The organism is Streptomyces sp. NPDC001922 (assembly GCF_042891165.1).
In the GTDB taxonomy this organism is placed as follows: domain Bacteria; phylum Actinomycetota; class Actinomycetes; order Streptomycetales; family Streptomycetaceae; genus Streptomyces.
In genome coordinates this window covers 289,139-313,623 of record NZ_JBIASV010000011.1, presented here as the reverse complement: position 1 = coordinate 313,623, position 24,485 = coordinate 289,139, and the positions used below count along the sequence as shown (strand labels likewise).

The window sequence follows — 24,485 nt, the reverse complement described above, 5'->3', positions numbered from 1 at the left end:
GGCAGACGAGTCCGGGCAACCCCCGCTGTTCCGAGGGCTTCAGTCGCCCACCGGACCGGAACGCGTCGCTCTGCGGGACGCCGATCGCCGCCCACCAGCCCGCGCGCCCGCTGCCCGCCCCGGATGCCCGGGGGATGCCGTCACGCCCCAGCCCCAAGAGCGCGCCCGACGCCGGACACACCCCGTCCGCTCCGGACTCCTCGTGCTTCCCGGCTCGGGTTCAGGGGCTGCGTCACGGAACGGGGCATCCGCGGACGGCATCCTCACGCCGCAGGGCGGGCGCCCCGGCCGGCGGTCTCACCCTCGCCGGCGTCGGGGGAAGGCGCGCCGCAGGGTCTCCGCCCAGCGGTCCACGCCCCATCGGGCGCTCCACCGCGCGACCTGCGCCGACCGCCACCGGGAGAAGGCCCAGGCCACCCGTGCCGCCGACCGCGGAGCGAGCAGGGCCCGCAGCCGGGTGCTCCGGCCCGCGGCCGAGTGCAGCCCGTCCCGGACGTGGCGCACATCGGCCGCCAGCCCGGTGGCCGGACGGGGCGCCGGTGCGTACAGCACCTGCTCCACCGCCGCCGCCACCCGGTGCGCCGACTCGGTCGCCGCGGTGTCCAGACCGCCCTGCCGGGCGATCCGGGCCGAGGCCTGACGCGGTGTCTGCGAGTCGTCCGGCACGATGCCGTAGTCCCACCCCGAGTCGATGAGCTCACGCCAGGCGGCCAGCGTCCGCTCGCCCGGACCGGAGCCCGGTCCCGGGGACCCGGCCGGACCGGAGTGTCCGTCCCGGTCGCTCCCGCTCCCGCCCGGCTCGGACAGCCGCCGGCGCCGGACCCGCACCCGCCACAGCAGGGGCAGCGCGGGCAGGGCCAGGACCAGGAGTCCCAGGACCGTGGTGGACAGGATGGTGCCCAGCGGCAGACCGCGGTCCGTGGGGCCGCCGCCCGTCTGCTGCACGGGTGCGCCGCAGCCGCCGTCGAGCTTCCTCTTCTCCGGCGGGCAGCTGTCCGAGGGCGTCGGCGCGGCCGAAGGGGCCGATGTCGTGCTGGGCTGCGGCTCCGCCGGTTCGGAGGCTCCGCCGGACGGCGCCTCCTCGATGGCGTAGTCGGGCACGGTGCCCCGCGTCGGCGTGGGCTCGAAGCGGGTCCAGCCGATGCCCTGGAAGTACAGCTCCGGCCAGGCGTGGGCGTCCTTCAACCCCACGGACATCGACCCGTCCGCACCGGACGAGCCGGGGGTGAAGCCCACCGCCACCCGCGACGGGATGCCCAGCGTCCGGGCCATTGCCGCCATCGAGAACGAGAAGTGCACGCAGAAGCCCTGCTTCTGCTTCAGGAAGCGGGCGATGGCCTCCGAACCGCTGCCCGCGGCGACCTGGGTGTCATAGGTGAACCCGCCCTTCGAGGCGAACCAGTCCTGGAGCCGGACGGCCTTCTCGTACGGGTTGGAGGCGCCCGAGGTCACGGCGCGGGCCTTGCGCCCCACCACGTCCGGCAGCGAGTCCGGGACCTTGGTGTACTCCTCCACCAGCTCCGCCGGCGGCGGCCCGGACCGCGCCAGCTGCTCCGCCGTCGGCTCCACGAGCAGGCTCGACACCTGGTACTTCGCCCCGCGGGTCGTCTGCCCCCGGTCGCCGACCAGCGTGCGGCCCTCCGGCTCGTACCGCCACCGTCCGCCGATCCGCACCTCGGTGGCGGGGTAGGGGAGCGGAAGCCAGTTCTGCTTGTACCAGTCCGCGGCCACCAGGTTGGTCCGGACCGTGCCGGCCCGCACCCCCGGCGCCAGCCCCTGCGGGGCGGGCAGCGGTGACGGCACGTCGCCGACCCGCCGCTCCGAGGGCTTCCAGGAACTGCCGTCGAAGTGGTCGAGGGCGACGATCCGCAGATACATGTCCTGCGTGGAGTCGGCGCTCGTGCGGTAGGAGAGGACCTCCCGGTCCTCCGGCTGGTTCAGGCTGTTCTGCAGCGACACCAGCGGGTTCACGGCGGAGATCGTGCCGCCGCCCGGTCCGGTGTCAGCGCCGCGCCCCTGCCCGCCCAGCAGACCGCCGCCCAGGGACGGCAGGGCGGCCGGCACCACCAGGGCGATGCCCAGGGCCACCGCGCCGATCCGCCGCCCGGACCGCACCGGCGCGCCGGGCCGGCCGCCGGCCGGCTCCAGCCCCGCTCCGAGCCGGCTCGGCCCCCGGGGCGCCCCGCCGAAGACCCGCCCCCACTGGGACAGCCGGTCCCGGCCCTCGGCGAGCAGAAGCAGCAGATATCCGCCGGCCGCCAGCAGGAACCACAGCCAGCGCGCCCCGCCCTGGGACAGCCCGGCCGCGACGGAGTACAGGGCGAGCAGCGGCAGACCGGCGGGCGCGGCGCTGCGGTACGTCACCGCCAGCGCGTCCACGGTCAGGCCGATCACCAGCACCCCGCCGATCAGCAGCAGCCGGATGCCCCCGGTGACCGGAGCCGGTATGGCGTACTGCCCCACGTCGTCGGCGCCCTCGGCGAGCAGCTGGCCGAACTCCTGGAACGCGTCCGGCCCCGGCAGCACGCCGGCCACCGCCTGCCCGCGGGCGAAGGCCACCGTGAGCAGCAGCAGCGCCACCAGGGCCTGCGCCGCGATCGTCAGCGGCCTGGCCAGCGGCACCCGGCGGGTCAGCGCCCCGACACCGGAGACGACGGCCAGCAGGAACGCGGCCTGGAGGATCCATCCGGTCGGCTCGACCAGTGGCAGCAGCGAACCCGCCGCCAGCAGCGTGGCCAGCGCCGCACAGATCGTCAGCCGTCCCCGTCCGCTCATGCCCCGCTCCCCGTGAGACCGCCCACCGGCGCCCCCTCGCTCGTCCGCTGCCCGTCCGCCCGGCGCCACAGCTCGGGCAGGGCGTCCCCCGGCGAGACGGCCAGCACCGTCCAGCCCGCCTCGCGCAGCCGCTGCTCCCGGTGGCGGAAGGACGCCCGGTCGGCAGGCCGGCTCTCCCCGGCCCAGGCGGCGCCGTCCAGGACGAACGCGACCGCGGACCCCGTGCGGGCCCGCATCCGGGCCACCACCGCGGCCTGCTCGTCGTCGAGGCTGCCGAGGAAGGCCACCAGCAGCCCCTCGCTGCCGCCGCGCAGCACGTCGTACGCCCGGGAGAAGCCCTCCTCCTCGGAAGTCTCCACCACCGCGAGCGTCTCCAGCAGCAGCCCGGCGGCCGCGGAACTGTCCCCGCCGGACCCCTCCGGCCCCGGCACCGCGCTGCCGCAGTCGGTGAGCAGCCGGACCGAGAACCCCTGCTCCAGCAGGTGCATCGCCACCGACGCGGCGCCCGACACCGCCCACTCGAACGCCGAATCCGGCCCCGAGCCCCGGTGCGCGGCCCGCCGGGTGTCGAGCAGCACCGTGCAGCCCGAGCGCTGCGGCTGCTCCTCGCGGCGCACCATCAGCTCGCCGTACCGGGCCGTGGAGCGCCAGTGCACCCGGCGCAGATCGTCACCGGTGCGGTAGCCGCGCGGGATCACGTCGTCCTCACCGGCCAGCGCCAGCGAACGGTGCCGCCCGTCGCCGAACCCCGAGGCGTCGCCCGCGATCCGGACCGCGGGCAGCGCCTCCACCCGCGGGACCACGGTCAGCGTGTCGTGCGCGCTGAACGCCCGGGTCAGCTCGCACATCCCGAACGGGTCGCTCAGCCGCAGCTGGAGCGGGCCGAGCGGATAGCGGCCACGGAGGTCGGACCGCACCCGGTACGAGACCTCGCGCCGGCCCCCGGCCTCCACCCGGTCCAGCACGAACCGGGGCCGCGGCCCCAGCACGTACGGCACCCGGTCCTGGAGCATCAGCAGCCCGGTCGGCAGCTTCGAGACGTTGTCGACCCGCAGATACACCCGGGACTCCGAGCCGGCCGGCACCCGTCCGGGGGACAGCCGTCTGCTGCCCGCCACCCGGTACCGGGTGCGGAACAGCACGGTCACCGCCACCAGGGGCAGCACCGCCAGCAGCAGCCCCACCCGCAGCAGGTCCGGCTGGCCCAGCACGTAGGCGCAGGTCGCCGCCGCGACACCCGCCGCCAGGAAGGACCGCCCGCGCGTCGTCAGCCCGGAGAGGGCGCCCCGGAGACCGCCCCCGTCCTCGTCGCCCGCCGACGGCTCGGGCGCGGCGGTCATCACAGCCTCCGCGCGCCGGGCGTCTGGTGGCCGTACGGGCCGGGCAGCGGGGTCCGCTGCAGGATCTCCGCCACGATCTGCTCGGCGGTGCGCCGGTTCAGCTGGGCCTGCGGCGTCGGCAGCAGCCGGTGCGCCAGCACCGCCACGGCCAGCCCCTGGAGGTCGTCCGGGAGCACGAAGTCCCGGCCGCTCAGCGCCGCCGCGGCCTTCGCCGCCCGCAGCAGGTGCAGGGTGGCCCGCGGTGACGCGCCCAGCCGCAGGTCGGGGTGGGTGCGCGTGGCCGCCACCAGATCCACCGCATAGCGCCGCACCGGTTCGGCGACATGGACGGTGCGGACCGCGTCCACCAGCTTCACGATCTCGTGGGCGTGCGCCACCGGCTGCAGGTCGTCCAGCGGTGAGACCCCGCCGTGCACGTCCAGCATCTGCAGCTCGGCCTCCGCGCTCGGGTAGCCGATCGACACCCGGGCCATGAAGCGGTCCCGCTGGGCCTCCGGGAGCGGGTAGGTGCCCTCCATCTCCACCGGGTTCTGGGTGGCGACCACCATGAAGGGGCTGGGCAGCTCGTAGGTCTGCCCGTCCACCGTGACCTGGCGCTCCTCCATCGACTCCAGCAGGGCCGACTGGGTCTTGGGGGAGGCCCGGTTGATCTCGTCCCCGATGACGATCTGCGCGAAGATCGCCCCGGGCTTGAACTCGAACTCCCGCTGCTGCTGGTCGAAGATGCTCACGCCGGTGATGTCCGAGGGCAGCAGGTCGGGGGTGAACTGGATGCGCCGGACCGAGCAGTCCATCGACCGGGCGAGCGCCTTGGCGAGCATGGTCTTGCCGACGCCCGGCACATCCTCGATCAGCAGATGCCCCTCGGCGAGCAGCACGGTCAGCGAGAGCCGTACGACGTCCGGCTTGCCCTCGATCACGCTCTCCACCGACCCGCGCACCCGCTCCGCAGCGGACGTCAGATCCGTGAGGCTCGCTCGATCGTCATAGGTGGTCACCCGGCCCTCCTCGGCCCGTCCTGTCGGACCGGAGCCCTCGTCAACGGACCCGGTCCACCCCGAAAATGCGCACCGCGTCCGACAGGAACCGGTTCGGTGTCACACCAGGCATTCTTCATGCCCGTACGCCTTTACGTCACTCGGCTGTGGATAACCGCGGCCGTTTCGTCAGGAGTGACCGGCTTGCCTGGTGATCGCCGTCCCGTCGTTCCCGGCCCCGGTGTCGCCACCGGCGCGGTCACGCGGATACATACGGAGATGATCACTCAAGTGATCACGGACGGGGGTCGATTTCCCGGAGCAGGCCGGTGCGGACATCGAAGACGAAGCCCCGGACGTCGTCCGTGTGGAGCAGGAAGGGGGAGGTGCGTACCCGCTCCAGGGACTGCCGGACGTCCTGGTCGACGTCGCGGAAGGACTCCACCGCCCACCCGGGCCGCTGCCCGACCTCCATCTCCAGGTCGTGCCGGAACTCCTCGGTGAGGCTCTCCAGGCCGCAGCCGGTGTGGTGGACGAGTATGACGTGGCGGGTGCCGAGCGCCCGCTGGCTGATGGTGAGGGAGCGGATGGTGTCGTCCGTGACCACCCCGCCCGCGTTGCGGATGGTGTGGCAGTCGCCCAGCCGCAGGCCGAGCGCGGCGTGCAGGTCGATACGGGCGTCCATGCAGGCGACCACGGCGACGTTCAGGACCGGGCGGGCGTCCATCCCCGGGTCGGTGAAGCCGGCCGCGTATGTCCGGTTGGCCTCGATGAGGCGGTCGATGACCGAGTCGCCGTCGGAGGGGCGGTCGGCAGCGGGCTGAGGTGCGGATGTCGACATAGTGCTGACGTTAGCCCGCCTCCCCGCGGACGGCCCTCGGTGAGGTCGGGCATAACGAGGCCAACGCACCCGTGCTGTGAGGTAACCCACAGGAGCGCGAAGCCTGCGGCCGAACGGGTGACGAACAGTTTCCCGGCGCGCAGGCCCGTTGGTTGACCGAGGGGACGAGTGGACTAAAGTGACGCGAAGTGGGAGGCGTGAGGCTCCCTTCGGAACTGAAAACCCCGCGTGCGCTGCGCGTACGCACGGCTCGGCCTCCTCCCGCTCCCGGCGGGCTGACGTCCCTTCCCCGGCGCCAGCAGGCCACTTCCCCTTCTGAGCGGGCGGGGACCCGGCGGTGCGTACGCCCGGCGCGCGCCGGACCTGAGAGGGGCGCATGAGCGAGACCCGACATGTCCCGGTGATGCTCCAGCGGTGCCTGGACCTGTTGGCCCCAGCTCTCGCCCAGCCCGGCGCGGTCGTCGTCGACTGCACGCTCGGGCTCGGCGGTCACAGCGAAGCCCTGCTCGGCACCTTTCCCGCGGCCCGGCTCATCGCCCTCGACCGCGACCCGGTCGCCCTGAAGCTGGCCGGCGAGCGCCTCGAGCCCTTCGGCGACCGCGCCACCCTGGTGCACGCCGTCTACGACGAGCTGCCCGACGTCCTCGACCGCCTCGGCGTCCCGCGCGTCCAGGGCGTCCTGTTCGACCTCGGCGTCTCCTCGATGCAGCTGGACGAGGCCGACCGGGGCTTCGCCTACGCCCAGGACGCCCCGCTCGACATGCGGATGGACCAGAGCACCGGCATCAGCGCCGCCGAGGTCCTCAACACCTACCCGCCCGGCGAACTGGTCCGCGTCCTGCGCGCCTACGGCGAGGAGAAGTTCGCCCGCAAGATCGTGGAAGCGGTCGTCCGCGAGCGCGAGAAGGAACCCTTCAGCAACAGCGCCCGCCTGGTGGAACTGATCCGCAACGCCCTCCCGCAGGCCGCCAAGCGGACCGGCGGCAACCCGGCCAAGCGGACCTTCCAGGCGCTGCGCATCGAGGTCAACGGCGAACTGTCGGTCCTGGAGGAGTCCATTCCGGCCGCCGTCTCCCGGCTCGCCGTCGACGGCCGGATCGCCGTCCTCTCCTACCACTCGCTGGAGGACCGGCTGGTCAAGCAGGTCTTCGCGGAAGGCGCCACCAGCACCGCGCCCCCCGGCCTGCCGATCGTCCCCGAGCGCTACCAGCCCCGGCTGAAGCTCCTCACCCGCGGCGCCGAGCTGCCCACGGAGGAAGAGGTCGCCGAGAACCGGCGGGCCGCCCCGGCACGGCTCCGCGGCGCCCAGCGCATCCGGGAGGACGTGGCGTGAAACGGGCCGTCCGCGGCAGGGCAGCACGGCTGGCACACCTGGTGCCGGCCCGCTCCGGCCCGGCCGCCCGGACGCCCTTCGTCGTCCTCGTCGTGGTCCTCCTCGCGGGTGGCCTGATCTCGCTGCTGCTGCTCAACGCCTCGCTGAACCAGGGCTCCTTCCGGCTGAGCCGGCTGAAGAAGGAGACCACCGACCTGACGGACCAGCAGCAGGCCCTGCAGCAGGAGGTCGACGCCTACTCCGCGCCGGACGCCCTGGAGAAGCGGGCGAGGGAACTGGGGCTGGTGCCCGGCGGAAGCCCGGCGTTCCTGAACCCGGACGGCACGGCCCGCGGTGTACCGTCGCCCGCCTCGGCGGGGTACGCGCCCCGGCTCGCCACGGCACCGTGACCCCTCCGCCGCGCCCGGTGACACGGCGCCCCCGTCCCGAGACGCTCCACCCCTCGGAGGCCCTCGCATGACCCCGCCCCAGGAGCCCCCACGGCGCCGTGTGCCCCGCCCCTCCGCGCCCCGTCCCTCCGCGCCGCGCGGCGACGCCCGCCGCCCGCGCCCCGCGGCCCGCCCGCAGCAGATCCGTCTCGCCCGGCCCCGGCCGCGGCTGCGGCTGGTCGGCCTCGGCCTCACCGTCGTGATGCTGGCGTTCGTGGTCCGGCTCCTCCAGGTGCAGGCCGTGGACGCGAGCACCTACGCGGCCAAGGCCGACGTCAACCGCTATGTGACGCACACCCTCGCCGCCGAGCGCGGGTCGATCACCGACCGCACCGGCGTGGCCCTCGCCGCCACCGTCGACGCGTACGACATCACCGCCGACCCGTTCCGCTTCACCCCGGAGCAGAGCAAGGCCGAGGACGCGCCCCGGCAGGCGGCGGCCCTCCTCGCGCCGATCCTCGACCGGGACGAGGACGAACTCGCCCGGAAGCTCTCCGCCCCCGACACCCGCTACGTCCTGCTGGCCCGCCGGCAGCCGCCGCAGGTCTGGAACCAGATCAAGGACCTCAAGAACGCCTTCGCCGAGAAGGCCGCGCAGGGCAAGGGCGGCAACGTCCTCGCCGGGGTCTTCCAGGAGCCGCACAGCAAGCGGATCTACCCCAACAAGGACCTCGCCGCCGGGATACTGGGCTTCGTCAACGCCGAGGGCAAGGGCGGCGGCGGGCTCGAGGCCCAGCTGGAGCGGCGGCTCGCCGGAAAGAGCGGCAAGGTCACCTACGCTCAGTCCGGCGGCCGTCAGGTGCCCACCGTGGGCTCCCACGAACAGCCCGCCGTCCCCGGCTCCGATGTCGAGCTGACCATCGACCGGGACATCCAGTGGGCCGCCCAGAAGGCGATCAGCGAGCAGGTACGGGCCTCGGGGGCGGACCGCGGCTACGTCATCGCCCAGGACACCCGCACCGGCGAGATCCTGGCCATGGCCAACGCCCCCGGATTCGATCCCAACGACCTCTCCAAGGCCCGGGGCTCCCTCGGCAACGCCGCCCTGCAGGACGCGTACGAACCGGGCAGCACCAGCAAGGTGATGTCCATGGCCGCGGTGCTGGAGGAGGGTGTGGCGACCGCCGGGACCCGGGTCACCGTCCCGAACCGGCTGCACCGGGCCGACCGGCTGTTCGCCGACGACATCGACCACCCCACCTGGGACCTGACCCTCAACGGGGTGCTCGCCAAGTCCAGCAACATCGGCACCATCCTCTCCGTCGAGCAGCTCGGCCGGACGCAGCGCAAGGCCAACCAGGTCCTCCACTCCTATCTGCGGAAATTCGGGCTCGGACAGCCGACGGGCCTGGGCTTCCCCGGTGAGACCCCGGGCATTCTGGCCAGGCCGGGCGACTGGAGCTCCTCGCAGCAGTACACGATCCCGTTCGGTCAGGGGCTCTCGCTCAACGCCGTCCAGGCCGCCTCGGTGTACTCCACCATCGCCAACGGCGGCGAACGGATCGAGCCGACCCTGGTCCGCGGCAGCCGCGGGCCGGACGGCCGGTTCACCCGCGCCCCGGCGCCCGAGAAGACCCGGGTCGTCAGCCCGGGGACGGCGACGACCCTCGCCCGGATGCTGGAGTCGGTCGTCGACGACGAGCAGGGCACCGGCACCAAGGCCCGCATCCCCGGCTACCGCGTCGCCGGCAAGACCGGTACCTCCAACCGGGTGGACCCGGAAACCGGCCGCTACCGGGGCTACACCGCCTCCTTCGCGGGCTTCGCCCCCGCCGACAAGCCGCGGATCACCGTCTACTGCGCCGTGCAGAACCCGACCAGCGGAAGCTACTTCGGCGGCCAGGTCTGCGGCCCGGTGTACAAGCAGGTCATGGAGTTCGCACTGAAGACCCTGCAGGTCCCGCCGACCGGAGAACGCCCCGCCCGGCTTCCCGTCGAATACCGCCCCGGCGGATGACCGGATCCTTTCGATGACCACCACCCCCGACCCCGCGCCGCAGGACACCCCGCCCCGCGCCGCCGCCCGCCACCGACCGCCACCCCCGGACGGACCGCCTCCCCCAATGCCCCCCTCATTTCGCCGCAGGCCCGGTACGCCCGGTACGCTCACCGCCGTGCCACATGCTGATCAGCCCCACACGCCGCAAGATGTTCCCGTGACCTACCCGGGAGCGCCCCGACCGGACCAGGTCCGCCCGACCCCGCTCGCGGCCCTGGCGGATCAGCTGGGCACCAGGGCGCCCGACGAATCCGCCGGCGCGACGGTCACGGGCATCACCCACGACTCCCGGGCGGTGCGCCCCGGCGACATCTACGCCGCCCTGCCCGGCGCCCGCTTCCACGGCGCCGACTTCGCGGCGCAGGCCGCCGACCTGCAGGCCGCCGCGATCCTCACCGACCCGGCCGGCGCCGACCGCGCCGCCGCCACCGGCCTGCCGGTCCTCGTGGTCGACCAGCCGCGGGCCCGGATGGGCGCCCTGGCCGCCGCGATCTATGGCGAGCCGGGCCACGACCTGCTCCAGATCGGGATCACCGGAACCTCCGGCAAGACCACCACCGCGTACCTCGTCGAGGGCGGCCTCCGGGCCGCCTCCGGGGCCGGCTCCCCCGCGGAGGGCCGCGGGAAGCTCACCGGCCTGATCGGCACCGTCGAGTCCCGGATCGGTGACGACCGGCTCAAGAGCGAGCGCACCACCCCCGAGGCCACCGACCTCCAGGCCCTCTTCGCCGTGATGCGCGAGCGCGGCGTCGGCGCCGTCGCCATGGAGGTCTCCAGCCACGCCCTGGTCCTCGGCCGGGTCGACGGCACCGTCTTCGACGTCGCCCTCTTCAACAACCTCAGCCCGGAGCACATGGAGTTCCACTCCGGCATGGAGGACTACTTCCAGGCGAAGGCCCAGCTGTTCACCGCCCGCCGCAGCCGCGCCGGCGTCGTCAACCTCGACGACGAGTACGGCAAGCGCCTGGTGGACATCTCCGAGGTCCCCGTCACCACCTTCTCCGCCGAGGGCCACCCCGACGCCGACTGGCGGGCCGCGGACGTCGAGGTGGGCCCGCTCGGCTCGACCTTCACCGTGCTCGGCCCCAAGGGCGAGTCCGTACGCGCCGAGGCCCCGCTGCCCGGCCCGTTCAACGTCGCCAACGCCCTCGCGGCGATCACCGCCCTCGTCGTCGCCGGCATCGACCCGCAGACCGCGGCCGACGGCGTCGCCGCCGTCCCCGGCGTCCCGGGCCGGCTGGAGCGGGTCGACGCGGGGCAGCCGTACCTCGCCGTCGTCGACTACGCCCACAAGACCGACGCCGTCGAATCCGTCCTGCGCGCCCTGCGCAAGGTCACCGAGGGCCGGATCCACATCGTCCTCGGCTGCGGCGGCGACCGCGACATCCAGAAGCGCGGCCCGATGGGCGCCGCCTGCGCCCGGCTCTCCGACACGGCCGTCCTGACCTCCGACAACCCCCGCTCCGAGGACCCGCTGGCGATCCTCGCCGCAATGCTGGCCGGCGCCGCCGAGGTCCCCGCGCACGAGCGCGGCGACGTCGTCGTCGAGCCGGACCGCGCCGCCGCGATCGCCGCCGCGGTCGCCCGCGCCGAGCCGGGCGACACCGTCCTCGTCGCCGGCAAGGGCCACGAGCAGGGCCAGGACCTCGCCGGGGTGGTACGCCCCTTCGACGACCGGCAGGTGCTGCGCGAGGCCATCGAGGCCACCCGGCCCGCCTCCGGCCTCCGCCACGGGGGCCAGCACCACGACCACGCGCCGGAAACGCTCCGCACCCCCTCTTCGCACCGCAACGACCAGGGATGACAGAACTCCATGCGCGCATACGCCTCCACGAGGCAGCTCTTCTGTACCGCTACCCCGGGAGGTGAGCGATGATCGCACTCACGCTCGCCGAGATCGCCTCGATCGTTTCCGGACAGCCGCACGACATACCCGACACCGGCCGCCGGGTCACCGGGCCGGTGGTGATCGACTCCCGTGAGGTGCAGCCCGACGGCCTCTTCGTCGCCTTCCGGGGGGAGCACGTCGACGGCCACGACTACGCGCAGCGCGCCGTCGAGGCGGGCGCGGCAGCCGTCCTGGCCGCCCGCCCCGTCGGTGTCCCCGCGATCGTCGTGGACGATGTCGAAGCCGCCCTGGGAGCCCTGGCGCGCGCCGTCGTGGCCCGGCTCGGTGCCGCGGTCGTCGGCCTCACCGGCTCGGCGGGCAAGACGAGCACCAAGGACCTGATCGCCCAGCTGCTGGAGCGGATCGCCCCCACCGTCTGGACGCCCGGCTCGTTCAACAACGAGATCGGTCTCCCGCTCACCGCGCTGCGGGCCGACGACGCCACCCGGCACCTGGTCCTGGAGATGGGCGCCCGCGGCATCGGCCACATCCGCTACCTCGCGGAGCTCACCCCGCCCCGGATCGGTGTCGTGCTCAACGTCGGCACCGCCCACATCGGCGAGTTCGGCGGCCGTGAGCAGATCGCCGTGGCCAAGGGGGAGTTGGTCGAGGTGCTGCCCGCGGCGGCCGACGGCGGTGTCGCCGTGCTCAACGCCGACGACCCCCTCGTCCGCGCCATGTCGGCCCGGACCAAGGCCCGTACGGTGCTCTTCGGCGAGGCCGAGGACGCCGATGTGCGCGCCGAGGACGTCCGGCTCACCGACACCGGCCGGCCCGCTTTCCGCCTTCGTACCCCCACCGGGTGCAGCGACGTGACGCTGCGGCTGTACGGTGAGCACCACGTGTCGAACGCGCTCGCCGCGGCCGCCGTCGCCCATGAGTTGGGCATGTCCGTGGACGGGATCGCCCAGGCGCTCTCCGAAGCCGGGCAGCTCTCTCGCTGGCGCATGGAGGTCACCGAGCGCTCGGACGGCGTGACCGTCGTCAACGACGCCTACAACGCGAACCCCGAGTCCATGCGCGCCGCGCTGCGCGCACTCGCCGCCATGGGAGGAGCCGCACAGGCCAAGGGGGGACGGACGTGGGCGGTACTCGGTCGCATGGCCGAGCTCGGTGACGATTCACTCGCCGAGCACGACGCGGTCGGACGACTGGTCGTCCGGCTCAACGTCAGCAAGCTCGTGGCGGTGGGGGGCCCGGAGGCCGCCTGGCTGGACATGGGCGCCAAGAATGAGGGTTCGTGGGGTGAGGAGTCGGTGCACGTGTCCGACGCGCGGGCGGCGATCGACCTGTTGCGCAGTGAGTTGCGCCCGGGAGACGTCGTGCTGGTGAAGGCATCCAGGGCCGAGGGCCTGGAGCGGGTCGCACAGGGGCTGCTCGACAGCGCCGGTGAGGGCGAGGCCGTCGCCCGATGAACTCGATGAAGCAGATTCTCTTCTCCGGAGTCATCGGGCTCTTCCTGTCCCTGATCGGCACCCCGCTGCTGATCAAGCTGCTGGCCAAGAAGGGTTACGGCCAGTTCATCCGGGACGACGGCCCGCGCGGCCACCACGGCAAGCGCGGTACTCCCACCATGGGCGGTATCGCCTTCATCCTGGCCACGCTGATCGCGTACGCCCTGACGAAGGTGATCACCTCCGCCCAGCCCACCTTCTCCGGTGTGCTGGTGCTGTTCCTGATGGCGGGCATGGGCCTGGTCGGCTTCCTCGACGACTACATCAAGATCGTCAAGCAGCGGAGCCTCGGTCTGCGGGCCAAGGCCAAGATGGCCGGACAGCTCATCGTCGGTATCGCGTTCGCGGTCCTGTCGCTGAACTTCGCCGACTCCCGGGGCCAGACCCCGGCCTCCGACCGGCTGTCCTTCACCCAGGACTTCGGCTGGTACCTCGGCCCGGTGATCTTCACCATCTGGGCGCTGTTCATGATTCTCGCGATGTCGAACGGCGTGAACCTCACCGACGGCCTCGACGGCCTCGCCACCGGCGCCTCGGTGATGGTCTTCGGCGCGTACACGTTCATCGGCGTCTGGCAGTACCAGGAGTCCTGCGCCAACCAGATCACCGCCGGACCCAACTGCTACGAGGTGCGTGATCCGCTCGACCTCGCGGTCGTCGCCTCCGCGCTGATGGGCGCCTGCTTCGGCTTCCTGTGGTGGAACACCTCGCCCGCCAAGATCTTCATGGGCGACACCGGTTCGCTGGCCCTCGGCGGCGCGCTGGCCGGTCTGGCGATCTGCTCCCGCACCGAGCTGCTGCTGGCCCTGCTGGGCGGCCTGTTCGTGCTGATCACCATGTCCGTGATCATCCAGGTCGGTTCCTTCCGGCTCACCGGCAAGCGGGTCTTCCGCATGGCACCGCTCCAGCATCACTTCGAACTCAAGGGCTGGACGGAAGTGCTGGTGGTGGTCCGGTTCTGGATCATCCAGGGCATGTGCGTGATCGTGGGTCTCGGTCTCTTCTACGCAGGGTGGGCGGCAGGCAAGTGACCTGGGCGGACAAGAACGTCACCGTCGCCGGCCTCGGCGTCTCCGGGGTCCCCGCAGCACGCGTGCTGCGGGGCCTCGGGGCCCGCGTCACCGTGGTCAACGACGGTGACGACGAGCGGGCACGCGGGCAGGCGGCCGAACTCGAGCAACTGGGCGTCACCGTGCGCCTCGGCGACGGCGACACGCTCCCCGAGGGCACCGAGCTGATCGTCACCACGCCCGGCTGGCGGCCGGACAAGCCGCTCTTCACGGCCGCCGCCGCGGCGGGCGTCCCGGTCTGGGGCGACGTCGAACTCGCCTGGCGGCTGCGGCGGCCGGGCGCCGCCCCGTGGCTGGCCGTCACCGGCACCAACGGCAAGACCACCACCGTGCAGATGCTGGCCTCCATCCTGGAGGCCGCCGGACTGCGCACCGCCGCCGTCGGCAACATCGGCGTCTCGCTGCTGGACGTGGTGCTCGCCGAGGACGAGGGCGGGGAGCGCGCCTACGACGTCCTCGCCGTCGAGCTGTCCAGCTACCAGCTGCACTGGGCGCCGAGCCTGCGCGCGCACTCCGCCGCCGTCCTCAACCTCGCGCCCGACCACCTCGACTGGCACGGCTCCATGCAGGCGTACGCCGCCGACAAGGGCCGGATCTACGAGGGCAACCAGGTCGCCTGCGTCTACAACGCCGCCGACCCCGCCACCGAGGAACTGGTCCGCGCCGCCGACGTCGAGGAGGGCTGCCGCGCCATCGGCTTCACCCTCGGCACCCCCGGCCCGTCCCAACTCGGCGTCGTGGAAGGGATCCTGGTCGACCGGGCGTTCGTCGAGAACCGGCACAGCCACGCCCAGGAGCTGGCCGAGGTCACCGACGTCCACCCGCCGGCCCCGCACAACATCGCCAACGCCCTTGCCGCGGCGGCCCTCGCGCGCGCCTTCGGCGTCGAGGCCACGGCCGTCCGCGACGGACTGCGCTCCTTCCGCCCCGACGCGCACCGCATCCAGCACGTGGCGGACGTCGGCGGCGTGGCCTACGTCGACGACTCCAAGGCCACCAACACCCATGCCACCGAGGCGTCCCTGGCCGCCTACGAGCACATCGTGTGGATCGCGGGCGGCCTCGCCAAGGGCGCGACCTTCGACGACCTCGTCAGCAACGCGGCGGGCCGGCTGCGCGGCGCCGTGCTGATCGGCACGGACCGGGCCCTGATCCGGGAAGCGCTGGCGCGACACGCCCCGGATGTGCCGGTCGTCGACCTCGACCGGACCGACACTGGGGCGATGGCCGCGGCCGTCCGGGAAGCGGCCGGGCTCGCCCGGCCCGGGGACACCGTCCTGCTGGCCCCGGCCTGTGCCTCGATGGACATGTTCGTCAACTACGGCAAGCGCGGCGAGGCCTTCGCGGCGGCCGTACGGGAGCTGGAGGCGCCCCCCGGGGCACAGCAGCGCTAGCCGGTCCCGTCCCCGCGCCGCGGACCGGTCCGGCGCACCAGACCTTCAGGAGGGGACATGACGGCCCGTACGGCGAGACCGGCGGCGTCCCGCCCCCGCGGGCGGGGCGGCCCGGCCCCGGAGCGTCCGCGCGGCAGCGCCCTGGGCGGCCTGCGGAAGCTGCACACCCGGCTCAGGCGGGCCTGGGACCGCCCGCTGACCGCCTACTACCTGATCCTCGGCGGCAGCGCCCTGCTCACCGTCCTGGGCCTGGTGATGGTCTTCTCCGCCTCCCAGATCCAGGCCCTGCAGTCCGGGCTGCCGTCCACGTACTACTTCCGCAAGCAGCTGATCGCCGCCGCCCTCGGCGCCGGTCTGCTGCTGCTCGCCTCCCGGCTCCCCGTGCGGCTGCACCGGGCGCTGGCCTATCCGCTGCTCGCCGTCTCGGTCTTCCTGATGACCCTGGTGCAGATCCCGGGCATCGGCCAGACCGTCAACGGCAACCGGAACTGGCTCCAGCTCGGCGGACCCTTCCAGCTCCAGCCCAGCGAGTTCGGCAAGCTCGCCCTGGTGCTCTGGGGCGCCGACCTGCTCGCCCGCAAGCAGGACAAGCGGCTGCTCAACCAGTGGAAGCACCTGCTCGTGCCGCTGGTCCCGGCCGCCTTCCTGCTCCTCGGGCTGATCATGCTGGGCGGTGACATGGGCACCGCCATCATCCTCACCGCGATCCTCTTCGGCCTGCTCTGGCTGGCCGGAGCCCCCACCCGGCTCTTCGCGGGGGTGCTCGGCGGCACCGCCGTCCTGGGCCTCCTGCTGATCACCACCAGCGCCAACCGGATGGCCCGGCTCGCCTGCATCGGCGCCACCGACCCCGGTCCGAACGATCAGTGCTGGCAGGCCGTGCACGGGATCTACGCGCTCGCCTCCGGCGGACTGTTCGGTTCCGGACTGGGTGCAAGCCTGGAGAAATGGGGCCAACTCCCCGAACCGCACACCGACTTCATCTTCGCCGTGACGGGGGAGGAACTCGGCCTGGCGGGGACGCTGTCGGTACTCGCCCTCTTCGCGGCTCTAGGCTATGCGGGTATCCGCGTGGCCGGACGCACGGAGGACCCCTTCGTCAGGTACGCCGCGGGAGGTGTGACCACCTGGATCACGGCTCAGGCCGTGGTCAACATCGGTGCGGTGCTCGGTCTGCTGCCGATCGCCGGTGTCCCCCTCCCGCTGTTCTCCTACGGAGGCTCCGCCCTGCTGCCGACGATGTTCGCCATCGGGCTGCTGATCGCCTTCGCGCGCAGCGAACCCGGTGCGCGGGCGGCGCTGGCCATGCGGCAGCCTGCTGTGAGAAAGAAGCTGGCTGGGGTGAGATGGAAGACGATGAGACGGCGCGTCAAGCAGCGACCGTCCGGAGAGCGGTGAATTTCGGTGCATGTCGTACTCGCCGGTGGGGGGACCGCCGGCCACATCGAGCCCGCGCTTGCCCTCGCGGACGCCCTGCGCAGGCAGGACCCGACCGTGGGGATCACGGCCCTCGGCACGGAGCGCGGACTCGAGACCCGGCTCGTCCCGGAGCGGGGTTACGAACTGGGACTGATCCCGGCCGTACCGCTGCCGCGCAAGCCCACACCGGAGCTGATCACCGTGCCCGGGCGGCTGCGCGGCACCATCAAGGCCGCCGAGCAGATCCTGGAGCGCACCAAGGCCGACTGCGTGGTCGGCTTCGGGGGCTACGTCGCCCTCCCCGGCTATCTGGCCGCCAAGCGGCTCGGGGTGCCGATCATCGTGCACGAGGCCAACGCCCGTCCGGGCCTGGCCAACAAGATCGGCTCCCGGTACGCCGCGAGCGTCGCCGTGAGCACCCCGGACAGCAAGCTGCGGAACGCCCGCTACGTCGGCATCCCGCTGCGCCGCTCCATCGCCACGCTGGACCGGGGCGCGGTCCGTCCCGAGGCGCGGGCCGCCTTCGGGCTCGACCCCAACCTGCCGACGCTGCTGGTCTCCGGCGGCTCGCAGGGCGCCCGGCGGCTCAACGAGGTGGTGCAGGCGGTCGCCCCGGCGCTGCAGCGCTCGGGCATCCAGATCCTGCACGCGGTGGGCCCCAAGAACGAGCTGCCCCGGGTGGACAATATGCCCGGCATGCCGCCGTACATCCCGGTGCCCTACGTGGACCGGATGGACCTCGCCTACGCCGCGGCCGACATGATGCTCTGCCGTGCGGGCGCCATGACGGTGGCCGAGCTCTCCGCCGTCGGGCTCCCCGCCGCGTACGTACCGCTGCCGATCGGTAACGGCGAGCAGCGGCTCAACGCCCAGCCGGTGGTCAAGGCCGGCGGTGGCCTGCTGGTCGACGACGCCGAGCTGACCCCCGAGTGGGTGCAGAGCCAGGTGCTCCCGGTGCTCGCCGACCCGCACCGGCTGTACGAGATGTCCCGGTCCGCCGCGGAGTTCGGCCGCCGGGACGCGGACGACCTGCTGGTCGGCATGGTGTACGAGGCGATCTCCGCACGCCGCCAGGCGTGAGAAAGCAGGGGGCGTGGCCGGAACGACGACGGACCGACGCGGTGCGCGGAGCTCCCCGCCGTCCGGCCCGCCCCTGCTCCGGATCCGCCTCCGGCGCCCCCGCCGCCGCACCCTGGTCGCCTCGCTGGCGGGCGCGGTGCTGCTCGGCGTGGGCGCCGTCTGGGTCCTGTACGGCTCCGACTGGACCCGGGTCGAGCGGGTGAACGCCGAGGGCACCACGGTGCTCCGGCCCCGTCAGGTGGTCGCGGCGGCCGGCGTGCCGGCCGGCGACCCCCTGGTGTCCGTGGACACCGACGAGGTCGCCGCCCGGCTGCGGGCCGCGCTGCCGCGCATCGCCGAGGTCGATGTGGTCCGCTCCTGGCCGGACAACATCGATCTGAAGGTGACCGAAAGGCGTCCGCAACTGCTGATCGAAGCGGGCGGACGATTTACCGAAGTGGACGCCGAGGGCGTCAGGTTCGCTCAGGTGCGGAAGCGTCCGGACGGGGTGCCGCTGCTGGAGCTCGCGGCCGGAGACTCCCCGAGCCGGCGGCGCTTCGGTGCCGACCGGCTCCGCCGGGAGGCGGTCCGCGTCGCCGCCGGGCTCCCGGCGGAGGTCCGGCGCGACACCCGGGTGGTCAAGGTCGGTTCATATGACTCCATCACGCTGGAGCTGACGGACGGACGGACCGTCCGGTGGGGGAGCGGGGAGAACGGCCGCGCCAAATCGCGGACTCTGCTCGCGCTGCTGAAAGCCGCCCGGGGCGCCCGGCACTTCGATGTGAGTGCTCCCACCGCCCCTGCCGCATCCGGGAGTTGACGTGCCCGGAGGCGCCCCAGCACCCTGGTTGGCTAGCGCTATGCGTGATCACATAGGGTGAAAAGAAAAACGGGAGGTTCGGCGTGTTCGTTGAACGCGCAGCACTTGTCGACTTAGTGTCTCGTTCGAAGACTCCACAGAGCAGACATACTGGTAACCCTAAACTTCACCGTTAGGGTTCGGGTCGGCGTTCGGACCGTCCCACATCGGCATCAGTCCGTGCACCGCGGCCAACGTGACGCACGGACACGTAACTCGAGGCGAGAGGCCTTCGACGTGGCAGCACCGCAGAACTACCTCGCAGTCATCAAGGTCGTCGGCATCGGCGGCGGTGGCGTCAACGCCATCAACCGGATGATCGAGGTCGGTCTCAAGGGCGTCGAGTTCATCGCGATCAACACCGATGCGCAGGCCCTGCTGATGAGCGACGCCGACGTCAAGCTGGACGTCGGCCGCGAGCTCACCCGCGGCCTCGGCGCCGGCGCCAACCCCGATGTCGGCCGCAAGGCCGCGGAGGACCACCGCGAGGAGATCGAGGAGGTCCTCAAGGGGGCCGACATGGTCTTCGTCACCGCGGGTGAGGGCGGCGGGACCGGTACCGGCGGAGCGCCGGTGGTCGCCAACATCGCCCGCTCGCTGGGCGCCCTGACCATCGGCGTGGTCACCCGCCCGTTCACCTTCGAGGGCCGCCGCCGCGCGAACCAGGCAGAGGACGGCATCGCCGGCCTGCGCGACGAGGTCGACACCCTCATCGTGATCCCCAACGACCGGCTGCTGTCCATCTCGGACCGGCAGGTGAGCGTGCTCGACGCGTTCAAGTCCGCCGACCAGGTGCTGCTCTCCGGTGTCCAGGGCATCACCGACCTCATCACCACCCCTGGCCTCATCAACCTCGACTTCGCCGACGTGAAGTCGGTGATGTCCGAGGCCGGGTCCGCGCTCATGGGCATCGGCTCGGCCCGCGGCGACGACCGCGCGGTGGCGGCGGCGGAGATGGCGATCTCCTCGCCCCTGCTGGAGGCGTCCATCGACGGCGCCCGCGGTGTGCTGCTCTCCATCTCCGGCGGCTCCGACCTGGGTCTCTTCGAGATCAACGAGGCGGCCCAGCTGGTCAGCGAGGCGGCCCACCCCGAGGCCAACATCATCTTCGGTGCGGTCATCGACGACGCGCTCGGCGACGAGGTGCGGGTCACTGTGATCGCGGCGGGCTTCGACGGCGGGCAGCCGCCCTCCAAGAACCGCGACAAGGTACTCGGTTCGTCCGGCGGCAGCCGCGAGGAGCCCTACCCGTCCGCCGGCCGCCCGTCCTCCTCGTCCTCCGACACCGCCGGCCGCTCGTCGTTCGGCGGCCTCGGCTCGGTGACGCCGCGCGAGGAGGAGCCCGACGAGGTGGAGGCGGCCCCGGTGGGCGAGACCTCCGCTCCCCCGGTCGCACCGCCCCAGGTTCCCCCGGCCCGTCCCTACCAGGACAGCCAGGCCGAGGAACTGGACGTCCCGGACTTCCTGAAATAAGCACAGCACGCAGTGATAACGCAGAACGTCAGCGCGAGCGGCGCCCACTTCGCCTTCACCGACCGGTGGGGCGGGGTGAGCGCCGTTCCGTACGCCGAGCTCAATCTGGGCGGCGCGGTCGGTGACGACCCGGCCGCCGTCGTCGCCAACCGCCGGAGCGCCGCGCGGTCCCTGGGCATCGATCCCGACCGGGTGGTCTGGATGAACCAGGTGCACGGCCGGGACGTCGCGGTGGTCGACGGACCGTGGGGACCGGCCGGCGATGTCCCGGCGGTGGACGCGGTGGTGACCGCGCGTCGCGGCCTGCCGCTCGCCGTGCTCACCGCGGACTGCACCCCGGTCCTGATGGCCGACCCCGTCGCGGGCGTCGCGGCCGCCGCCCATGCCGGGCGTCCCGGACTGGTGGCCGGGGTCGTCCCGGCGGCCGTCGAGGCGATGCTCTCGCTGGGCGCGGAGGTCTCGCGGATCACCGCCGTCACCGGCCCGGCCGTCTGCGGCCGTTGCTACGAGGTGCCTCAGGACATGCGGGCCGAGGTGGCGCGCGCCGTTCCGGAGTCCTGGGCGACCACCAGCTGGGGCACCCCCGCCGTGGACGTCACCGCCGGTGTCCACGCACAACTCGACCGGCTCGGGGTGCGGATGCGCGAACAGTCCCGCATCTGCACCCTGGAGTCGTCCGACCACTTCTCCTACCGCCGCGACCGGACGACCGGCCGCCTCGCCGGCTACGTCTGGCTGGACGACGGGGCCCCTCGGGGAGCCGACGGCCAGGCCGCCCGCCGGGACGGCGCGGAGGCCGACAGGGCCGAGGGGGCCACGTGACCGACCGCAGGGCCGAACTGGCCGAGAACCTGGCCCGGGTGGAGGAGCGGATCGCCGCCGCGTGCGCCGCCGCGGGGCGGGCCCGGGACGAGGTGACCCTCATCGTGGTCACCAAGACCTACCCGGCGAGCGATGTCCGGCTGCTCGCCGAACTCGGGGTGCGGCACGTCGCCGAGAACAAGGACCAGGAGGCGGCGCCCAAGGCGGCGGAGTGCGCGGACCTGCCCCTCACCTGGCACTTCGTCGGTCAGCTGCAGACGAACAAGGTCCGTTCCGTGGCCGGTTACGCCGATCTCGTCCAGTCCGTCGACCGGGCGAAGCTCGTGGGCGCTCTCTCCACCGGCGCGGTGCGCGCCGGGCGGGAGCTCGGCTGCCTGCTCCAAGTCGCCCTCGACGCAGAGGCGGGAGAGGCCGGCGGCCGGGGTGGCGTCGCGCCGGACCGGGTGCCGGAGATCGCCGACGCGATCGCCGCGGCCGAGGGGCTCCGGCTGGACGGCGTGATGACCGTGGCGCCGCTCTCCGGCCCCTACGCGGGGCGTCAACGGGCGGCGTTCGACCGGCTGGTGGAAATCTCGTCCGGCCTGCGCACGGGGCATCCTGCTGCCACCATGGTGTCCGCGGGAATGAGCTCGGACCTCGAGGACGCGGTGGCGGCCGGGGCGACACATGTGCGCGTCGGCACCGCGGTACTCGGAGTCCGGACCCGGCTCCGGTAACGTCGCGAAGCAAGTCGGACCACAGCAGAAAATATGGTCATTTCCGCCCGTCGGGCGGGCAGGCCGAGTGGATCCCGGGCGCCCGGTGACGGAGCCCACGGTGCCTCTCCGCAGGAGGCAGGGGAGCCACCACAGAGCGGAGGACGCAGAGAATGGCCGGCGCGATGCGCAAGATGGCGGTCTACCTCGGCCTCGTGGAGGACGATGGTTACGACGGCCGGGGATTCGACCCCGACGACGAATTCGAGCCCGAGCCGGAGCCCGAGCGGGCTCGTCGGCCACACCAGTCACATCCGTCGGACCGGACGGATCCGGACGAACCGGTGCGAGTGGTGCATCCGCCCGTCCAGCGCGAGCCCGTCGCCCTCACCGCAGAAAGCGGGCGCTCCGGGTCCCTTCTCCCGGAAGGGGGGCGAGGGGGGCGTATCGCACCCGTGGCATCCATCACACCTGAACGTCAGAATCCGGAGAAGAACGCACCTGTGATCATGCCCAAGGTCGTGTCCGAGCGGGAGCCCTACCGCATCACCACGCTGCACCCCCGGACCTACAACGAAGCCCGTACCATCGGGGAACACTTCCGTGAGGGCACTCCGGTGATCATGAATCTGACGGAGATGGACGACATCGACGCGAAGCGACTTGTCGACTTTGCTGCCGGTTTGGTCTTCGGCCTCCATGGAAGCATTGAGCGAGTGACGCAGAAGGTGTTCCTGTTGTCGCCTGCTAACGTCGATGTCACGGCGGAGGACAAGGCCCGTATTGCAGAGGGCGGGTTCTTCAATCAGAGCTGAGACGCACCATGGTCACCGGAGCCACGGGTCCGGCACGAGTAAGGGGAGAGGCACCGCGAGATGGACATCGCACTGCAGGTGATCTACATCGCGCTGTACTGCTTCCTGATTGTGCTGATCTTCCGGTTGGTCATGGACTATGTCTTCCAGTTCGCCCGCTCATGGCAACCCGGCAGGGCGATGGTGGTCCTCCTCGAGGCCACCTACACTGTCACTGATCCGCCACTCAAGCTTCTGCGGCGGGTCATTCCGCCGCTGCGTCTCGGGGGCGTAGCGCTCGACCTGTCCTTCTTCGTATTGATGATCATCGTCTACATCCTGATCACCGTCGTGAGGTGGCTGTGAACGATACGGTCATGCCGATTGCCGACGACTACGTAGAGGTGAAGAAGAGATGCCGTTGACCCCCGAGGACGTGCGGAACAAGCAGTTCACGACCGTCCGTCTCCGAGAAGGCTATGACGAGGACGAGGTCGATGCCTTCCTCGATGAGGTCGAGGGTGAACTGACCCGTCTGCTCCGGGAGAACGAGGACCTGCGGGCCAAGCTGGCCGCCGCGACCCGTGCTGCCGCGCAGAACCAGCAGCAGGGCATGCGCAAGCCGGAGGGTCAGGAGCGACCCGGCGCACCCGTGCCCGCTGCCATATCAGGACCGCAGCCGGTGCCGCCCCAACAGCAGATGGGCCCGCCCCAGCTGCCCGGTGGCGCACCTCAGCTGCCCGCAGGTCCCGGTGGACACGGCGGTCCGCAGGGGCAGCACGGTCCCGGTCCGATGGGCCAGGGTGGCCCGATGGGCCAGGGCGGCCCCATGGGTGGTCCGATGGGCGGCCCCGGTGGCCCGGGCGGTCCCGGTGGCCCTGGTGGCCCCGGCGGTCCCGGTGGTCCCGGCCCGCACCTGCCGCAGCCGGGCCAGGGCCCGGGTGGCGACAGCGCCGCCCGCGTCCTCTCGCTCGCGCAGCAGACCGCGGACCAGGCGATCGCGGAGGCCCGTTCCGAGGCCAACAAGATCGTCGGTGAGGCCCGCAGCCGTGCCGAGGGCCTGGAGCGGGACGCCCGTGCCAAGGCCGACGCCCTGGAGCGGGACGCGCAGGAGAAGCACCGCGTCGCGATGGGCTCGCTGGAGTCCGCTCGCGCCACGCTGGAGCGCAAGGTCGAGGACCTGCGCGGCTTCGAGCGCGAGTACCGGACGCGACTGAAGTCGTACCTGGAGAGCCAGCTGCGTCAGCTGGAGAACCAGTCCGACGACTCGCTCGCCCCGCCGCGTACCCCGGCCGCCGCGTCGCTGCCGCCGTCCCCGTCGATGGCGGGTGCGGGTGCCGGTGCCGGCGGGATGGGTGGCCACACGATGGGTGGCAACCAGTCCATGGGCGGTCACGGCGGGCACAATCCCGGTGCCGGTGCGCAGTCCTACGGCGGTCAGCAGCAGATGTCACCGGCGATGACCCAGCCGATGGCTCCGGTGCGGCCGCAGGGGCAGCAGCCCATGCAGCAGGCGCCGTCGCCGATGCGGGGCTTCCTCATCGACGAGGACGACAACTGACGGGCGGCTCGCGGCGCTAGGCGCCGGGCTACCGAGCAGTCGGCATATCGAAGGGCCGGGCTCCGGGACGACAGTCCTGGGGCCCGGTTCTTTTGGGTGGTGGGGGCGTTTCGTCGCCGTGTGTTGTCGCCGTGCGGCGCGCGCTTGGGGGTTCTGCGGTTCGTTTGTGCGGGCCTCGGTTGTGTGGGTGCGGGTGTGTGGTGGGTTTCGGGGGTGGGGGGGGGGGGGGGGGGGGGGGGGGGGGGGGGGTTGTTGTGGGGGGGGGGGGGGGGGGGCGCACGCACTGGTACTGGGGGGCCGCCCC

At 72.7% G+C, this 24,485-nt stretch carries 20 protein-coding genes; 16 read left to right on the top strand and 4 right to left on the bottom strand.

Annotation, left to right across the window (positions count from 1 at the left end):
- Positions 1 to 297: 297 nt before the first annotated feature.
- From ACFYYR_RS22375 to ACFYYR_RS22360, 4 genes are all read right to left on the bottom strand, one after another.
- Positions 298 to 2,775 (bottom strand): DUF3488 and DUF4129 domain-containing transglutaminase family protein, encoded by a 2,478-nt coding sequence (locus ACFYYR_RS22375; protein ID WP_388856181.1) that lies wholly within the window; start codon positions 2,773 to 2,775, stop codon positions 298 to 300.
- Positions 2,772 to 4,115, bottom strand: coding sequence for a DUF58 domain-containing protein (locus ACFYYR_RS22370; RefSeq protein ID WP_388856178.1), 1,344 nt, complete (start codon positions 4,113 to 4,115; stop codon positions 2,772 to 2,774). Before ACFYYR_RS22370 ends, ACFYYR_RS22375 begins: the two co-directional genes overlap by 4 nt.
- Positions 4,115 to 5,113, bottom strand: a complete 999-nt coding sequence (locus tag ACFYYR_RS22365) for an AAA family ATPase (RefSeq protein ID WP_388856175.1) — start codon at positions 5,111 to 5,113, stop codon at positions 4,115 to 4,117. Before ACFYYR_RS22365 ends, ACFYYR_RS22370 begins: the two co-directional genes overlap by 1 nt.
- A 274-nt stretch (positions 5,114 to 5,387) precedes the next feature.
- On the bottom strand, positions 5,388 to 5,933 hold the full coding sequence (locus tag ACFYYR_RS22360) for a beta-class carbonic anhydrase (protein WP_388856172.1): 546 nt from the start codon (positions 5,931 to 5,933) through the stop codon (positions 5,388 to 5,390).
- 376 nt (positions 5,934 to 6,309) lie between these two features.
- Here ACFYYR_RS22360 and rsmH point away from each other — a divergent pair, with 376 nt between their 5' ends.
- The 16 genes from rsmH (at position 6,310) to ACFYYR_RS22280 (ending at position 24,181) form a co-directional block, all read left to right on the top strand.
- On the top strand, positions 6,310 to 7,266 hold the full coding sequence (gene rsmH, locus ACFYYR_RS22355) for a 16S rRNA (cytosine(1402)-N(4))-methyltransferase RsmH (RefSeq protein ID WP_351509571.1): 957 nt from the start codon (positions 6,310 to 6,312) through the stop codon (positions 7,264 to 7,266).
- Positions 7,263 to 7,655, top strand: coding sequence for a septum formation initiator family protein (locus ACFYYR_RS22350; RefSeq protein WP_388856169.1), 393 nt, complete (start codon positions 7,263 to 7,265; stop codon positions 7,653 to 7,655). The genes rsmH and ACFYYR_RS22350 overlap by 4 nt, the downstream gene beginning before the upstream one ends.
- A 67-nt stretch (positions 7,656 to 7,722) precedes the next feature.
- Positions 7,723 to 9,651 carry a peptidoglycan D,D-transpeptidase FtsI family protein gene (locus ACFYYR_RS22345; RefSeq protein ID WP_388856166.1) on the top strand — a complete coding sequence of 643 codons (1,929 nt, stop codon included), beginning with the start codon at positions 7,723 to 7,725 and terminating at the stop codon, positions 9,649 to 9,651.
- Positions 9,652 to 9,757: 106 nt separating this feature from the next.
- The gene (locus ACFYYR_RS22340; RefSeq protein WP_388856164.1) at positions 9,758 to 11,497 is read left to right on the top strand and encodes a UDP-N-acetylmuramoyl-L-alanyl-D-glutamate--2,6-diaminopimelate ligase; all 1,740 of its coding nucleotides are present in this window, start codon (positions 9,758 to 9,760) and stop codon (positions 11,495 to 11,497) included.
- Positions 11,498 to 11,565: 68 nt separating this feature from the next.
- Entirely contained in the window at positions 11,566 to 12,996 is a 1,431-nt protein-coding gene (gene murF, locus ACFYYR_RS22335) for a UDP-N-acetylmuramoyl-tripeptide--D-alanyl-D-alanine ligase (protein WP_388856161.1), read from the top strand.
- A gap of 5 nt (positions 12,997 to 13,001) precedes the next feature.
- The gene (gene mraY, locus ACFYYR_RS22330; RefSeq protein WP_388856158.1) at positions 13,002 to 14,066 is read left to right on the top strand and encodes a phospho-N-acetylmuramoyl-pentapeptide-transferase; all 1,065 of its coding nucleotides are present in this window, start codon (positions 13,002 to 13,004) and stop codon (positions 14,064 to 14,066) included.
- On the top strand, positions 14,048 to 15,499 hold the full coding sequence (murD, locus tag ACFYYR_RS22325; protein ID WP_388856156.1) for a UDP-N-acetylmuramoyl-L-alanine--D-glutamate ligase: 1,452 nt from the start codon (positions 14,048 to 14,050) through the stop codon (positions 15,497 to 15,499). The genes mraY and murD overlap by 19 nt, the downstream gene beginning before the upstream one ends.
- A gap of 57 nt (positions 15,500 to 15,556) precedes the next feature.
- Positions 15,557 to 16,897, top strand: a complete 1,341-nt coding sequence (gene ftsW / locus ACFYYR_RS22320) for a putative lipid II flippase FtsW (protein ID WP_388856154.1) — start codon at positions 15,557 to 15,559, stop codon at positions 16,895 to 16,897.
- Positions 16,898 to 16,903: 6 nt separating this feature from the next.
- Entirely contained in the window at positions 16,904 to 17,998 is a 1,095-nt protein-coding gene (gene murG, locus ACFYYR_RS22315; RefSeq protein WP_388856152.1) for an undecaprenyldiphospho-muramoylpentapeptide beta-N-acetylglucosaminyltransferase, read from the top strand.
- A 13-nt stretch (positions 17,999 to 18,011) separates the two neighbouring features.
- The gene (locus ACFYYR_RS22310; RefSeq protein WP_388856149.1) at positions 18,012 to 18,797 is read left to right on the top strand and encodes a cell division protein FtsQ/DivIB; all 786 of its coding nucleotides are present in this window, start codon (positions 18,012 to 18,014) and stop codon (positions 18,795 to 18,797) included.
- A gap of 276 nt (positions 18,798 to 19,073) precedes the next feature.
- A complete protein-coding gene (gene ftsZ / locus ACFYYR_RS22305; protein ID WP_388856147.1) occupies positions 19,074 to 20,309 on the top strand; it encodes a cell division protein FtsZ in 1,236 nt (411 codons plus the stop codon).
- Positions 20,310 to 20,321: 12 nt separating this feature from the next.
- On the top strand, positions 20,322 to 21,131 hold the full coding sequence (gene pgeF / locus ACFYYR_RS22300) for a peptidoglycan editing factor PgeF (RefSeq protein ID WP_388856144.1): 810 nt from the start codon (positions 20,322 to 20,324) through the stop codon (positions 21,129 to 21,131).
- Positions 21,128 to 21,847, top strand: coding sequence for a YggS family pyridoxal phosphate-dependent enzyme (locus ACFYYR_RS22295; protein ID WP_388856141.1), 720 nt, complete (start codon positions 21,128 to 21,130; stop codon positions 21,845 to 21,847). Before pgeF ends, ACFYYR_RS22295 begins: the two co-directional genes overlap by 4 nt.
- A 152-nt stretch (positions 21,848 to 21,999) precedes the next feature.
- On the top strand, positions 22,000 to 22,641 hold the full coding sequence (locus tag ACFYYR_RS22290) for a cell division protein SepF (RefSeq protein ID WP_388856139.1): 642 nt from the start codon (positions 22,000 to 22,002) through the stop codon (positions 22,639 to 22,641).
- 60 nt (positions 22,642 to 22,701) lie between these two features.
- Complete coding sequence (locus tag ACFYYR_RS22285; protein WP_351509597.1) at positions 22,702 to 22,986, top strand: YggT family protein; 285 nt, start codon at positions 22,702 to 22,704, stop codon at positions 22,984 to 22,986.
- A 49-nt stretch (positions 22,987 to 23,035) separates the two neighbouring features.
- Positions 23,036 to 24,181, top strand: coding sequence for a DivIVA domain-containing protein (locus tag ACFYYR_RS22280; RefSeq protein ID WP_351509599.1), 1,146 nt, complete (start codon positions 23,036 to 23,038; stop codon positions 24,179 to 24,181).
- The last annotated feature ends 304 nt before the right edge of the window (positions 24,182 to 24,485 follow it).

Bases quoted from the DNA above. Each gene is read 5' to 3' on its own strand.
- ACFYYR_RS22375 (WP_388856181.1), bottom strand. From the start codon at position 2,775: ATGAGCGGACGGGGACGGCTGACGATCTGTGCGGCGCTGGCCACGCTG.
- ACFYYR_RS22370 (WP_388856178.1), bottom strand. From the start codon at position 4,115: ATGACCGCCGCGCCCGAGCCGTCGGCGGGCGACGAGGACGGGGGCGGT.
- ACFYYR_RS22360 (WP_388856172.1), bottom strand. From the start codon at position 5,933: ATGTCGACATCCGCACCTCAGCCCGCTGCCGACCGCCCCTCCGACGGC.
- rsmH (WP_351509571.1), top strand. From the start codon at position 6,310: ATGAGCGAGACCCGACATGTCCCGGTGATGCTCCAGCGGTGCCTGGAC.
- ACFYYR_RS22345 (WP_388856166.1), top strand. From the start codon at position 7,723: ATGACCCCGCCCCAGGAGCCCCCACGGCGCCGTGTGCCCCGCCCCTCC.
- ACFYYR_RS22340 (WP_388856164.1), top strand. From the start codon at position 9,758: ATGCCCCCCTCATTTCGCCGCAGGCCCGGTACGCCCGGTACGCTCACC.
- murF (WP_388856161.1), top strand. From the start codon at position 11,566: ATGATCGCACTCACGCTCGCCGAGATCGCCTCGATCGTTTCCGGACAG.
- mraY (WP_388856158.1), top strand. From the start codon at position 13,002: ATGAAGCAGATTCTCTTCTCCGGAGTCATCGGGCTCTTCCTGTCCCTG.
- ftsW (WP_388856154.1), top strand. From the start codon at position 15,557: ATGACGGCCCGTACGGCGAGACCGGCGGCGTCCCGCCCCCGCGGGCGG.
- ACFYYR_RS22290 (WP_388856139.1), top strand. From the start codon at position 22,000: ATGGCCGGCGCGATGCGCAAGATGGCGGTCTACCTCGGCCTCGTGGAG.
- ACFYYR_RS22285 (WP_351509597.1), top strand. From the start codon at position 22,702: ATGGACATCGCACTGCAGGTGATCTACATCGCGCTGTACTGCTTCCTG.
- ACFYYR_RS22280 (WP_351509599.1), top strand. From the start codon at position 23,036: ATGCCGTTGACCCCCGAGGACGTGCGGAACAAGCAGTTCACGACCGTC.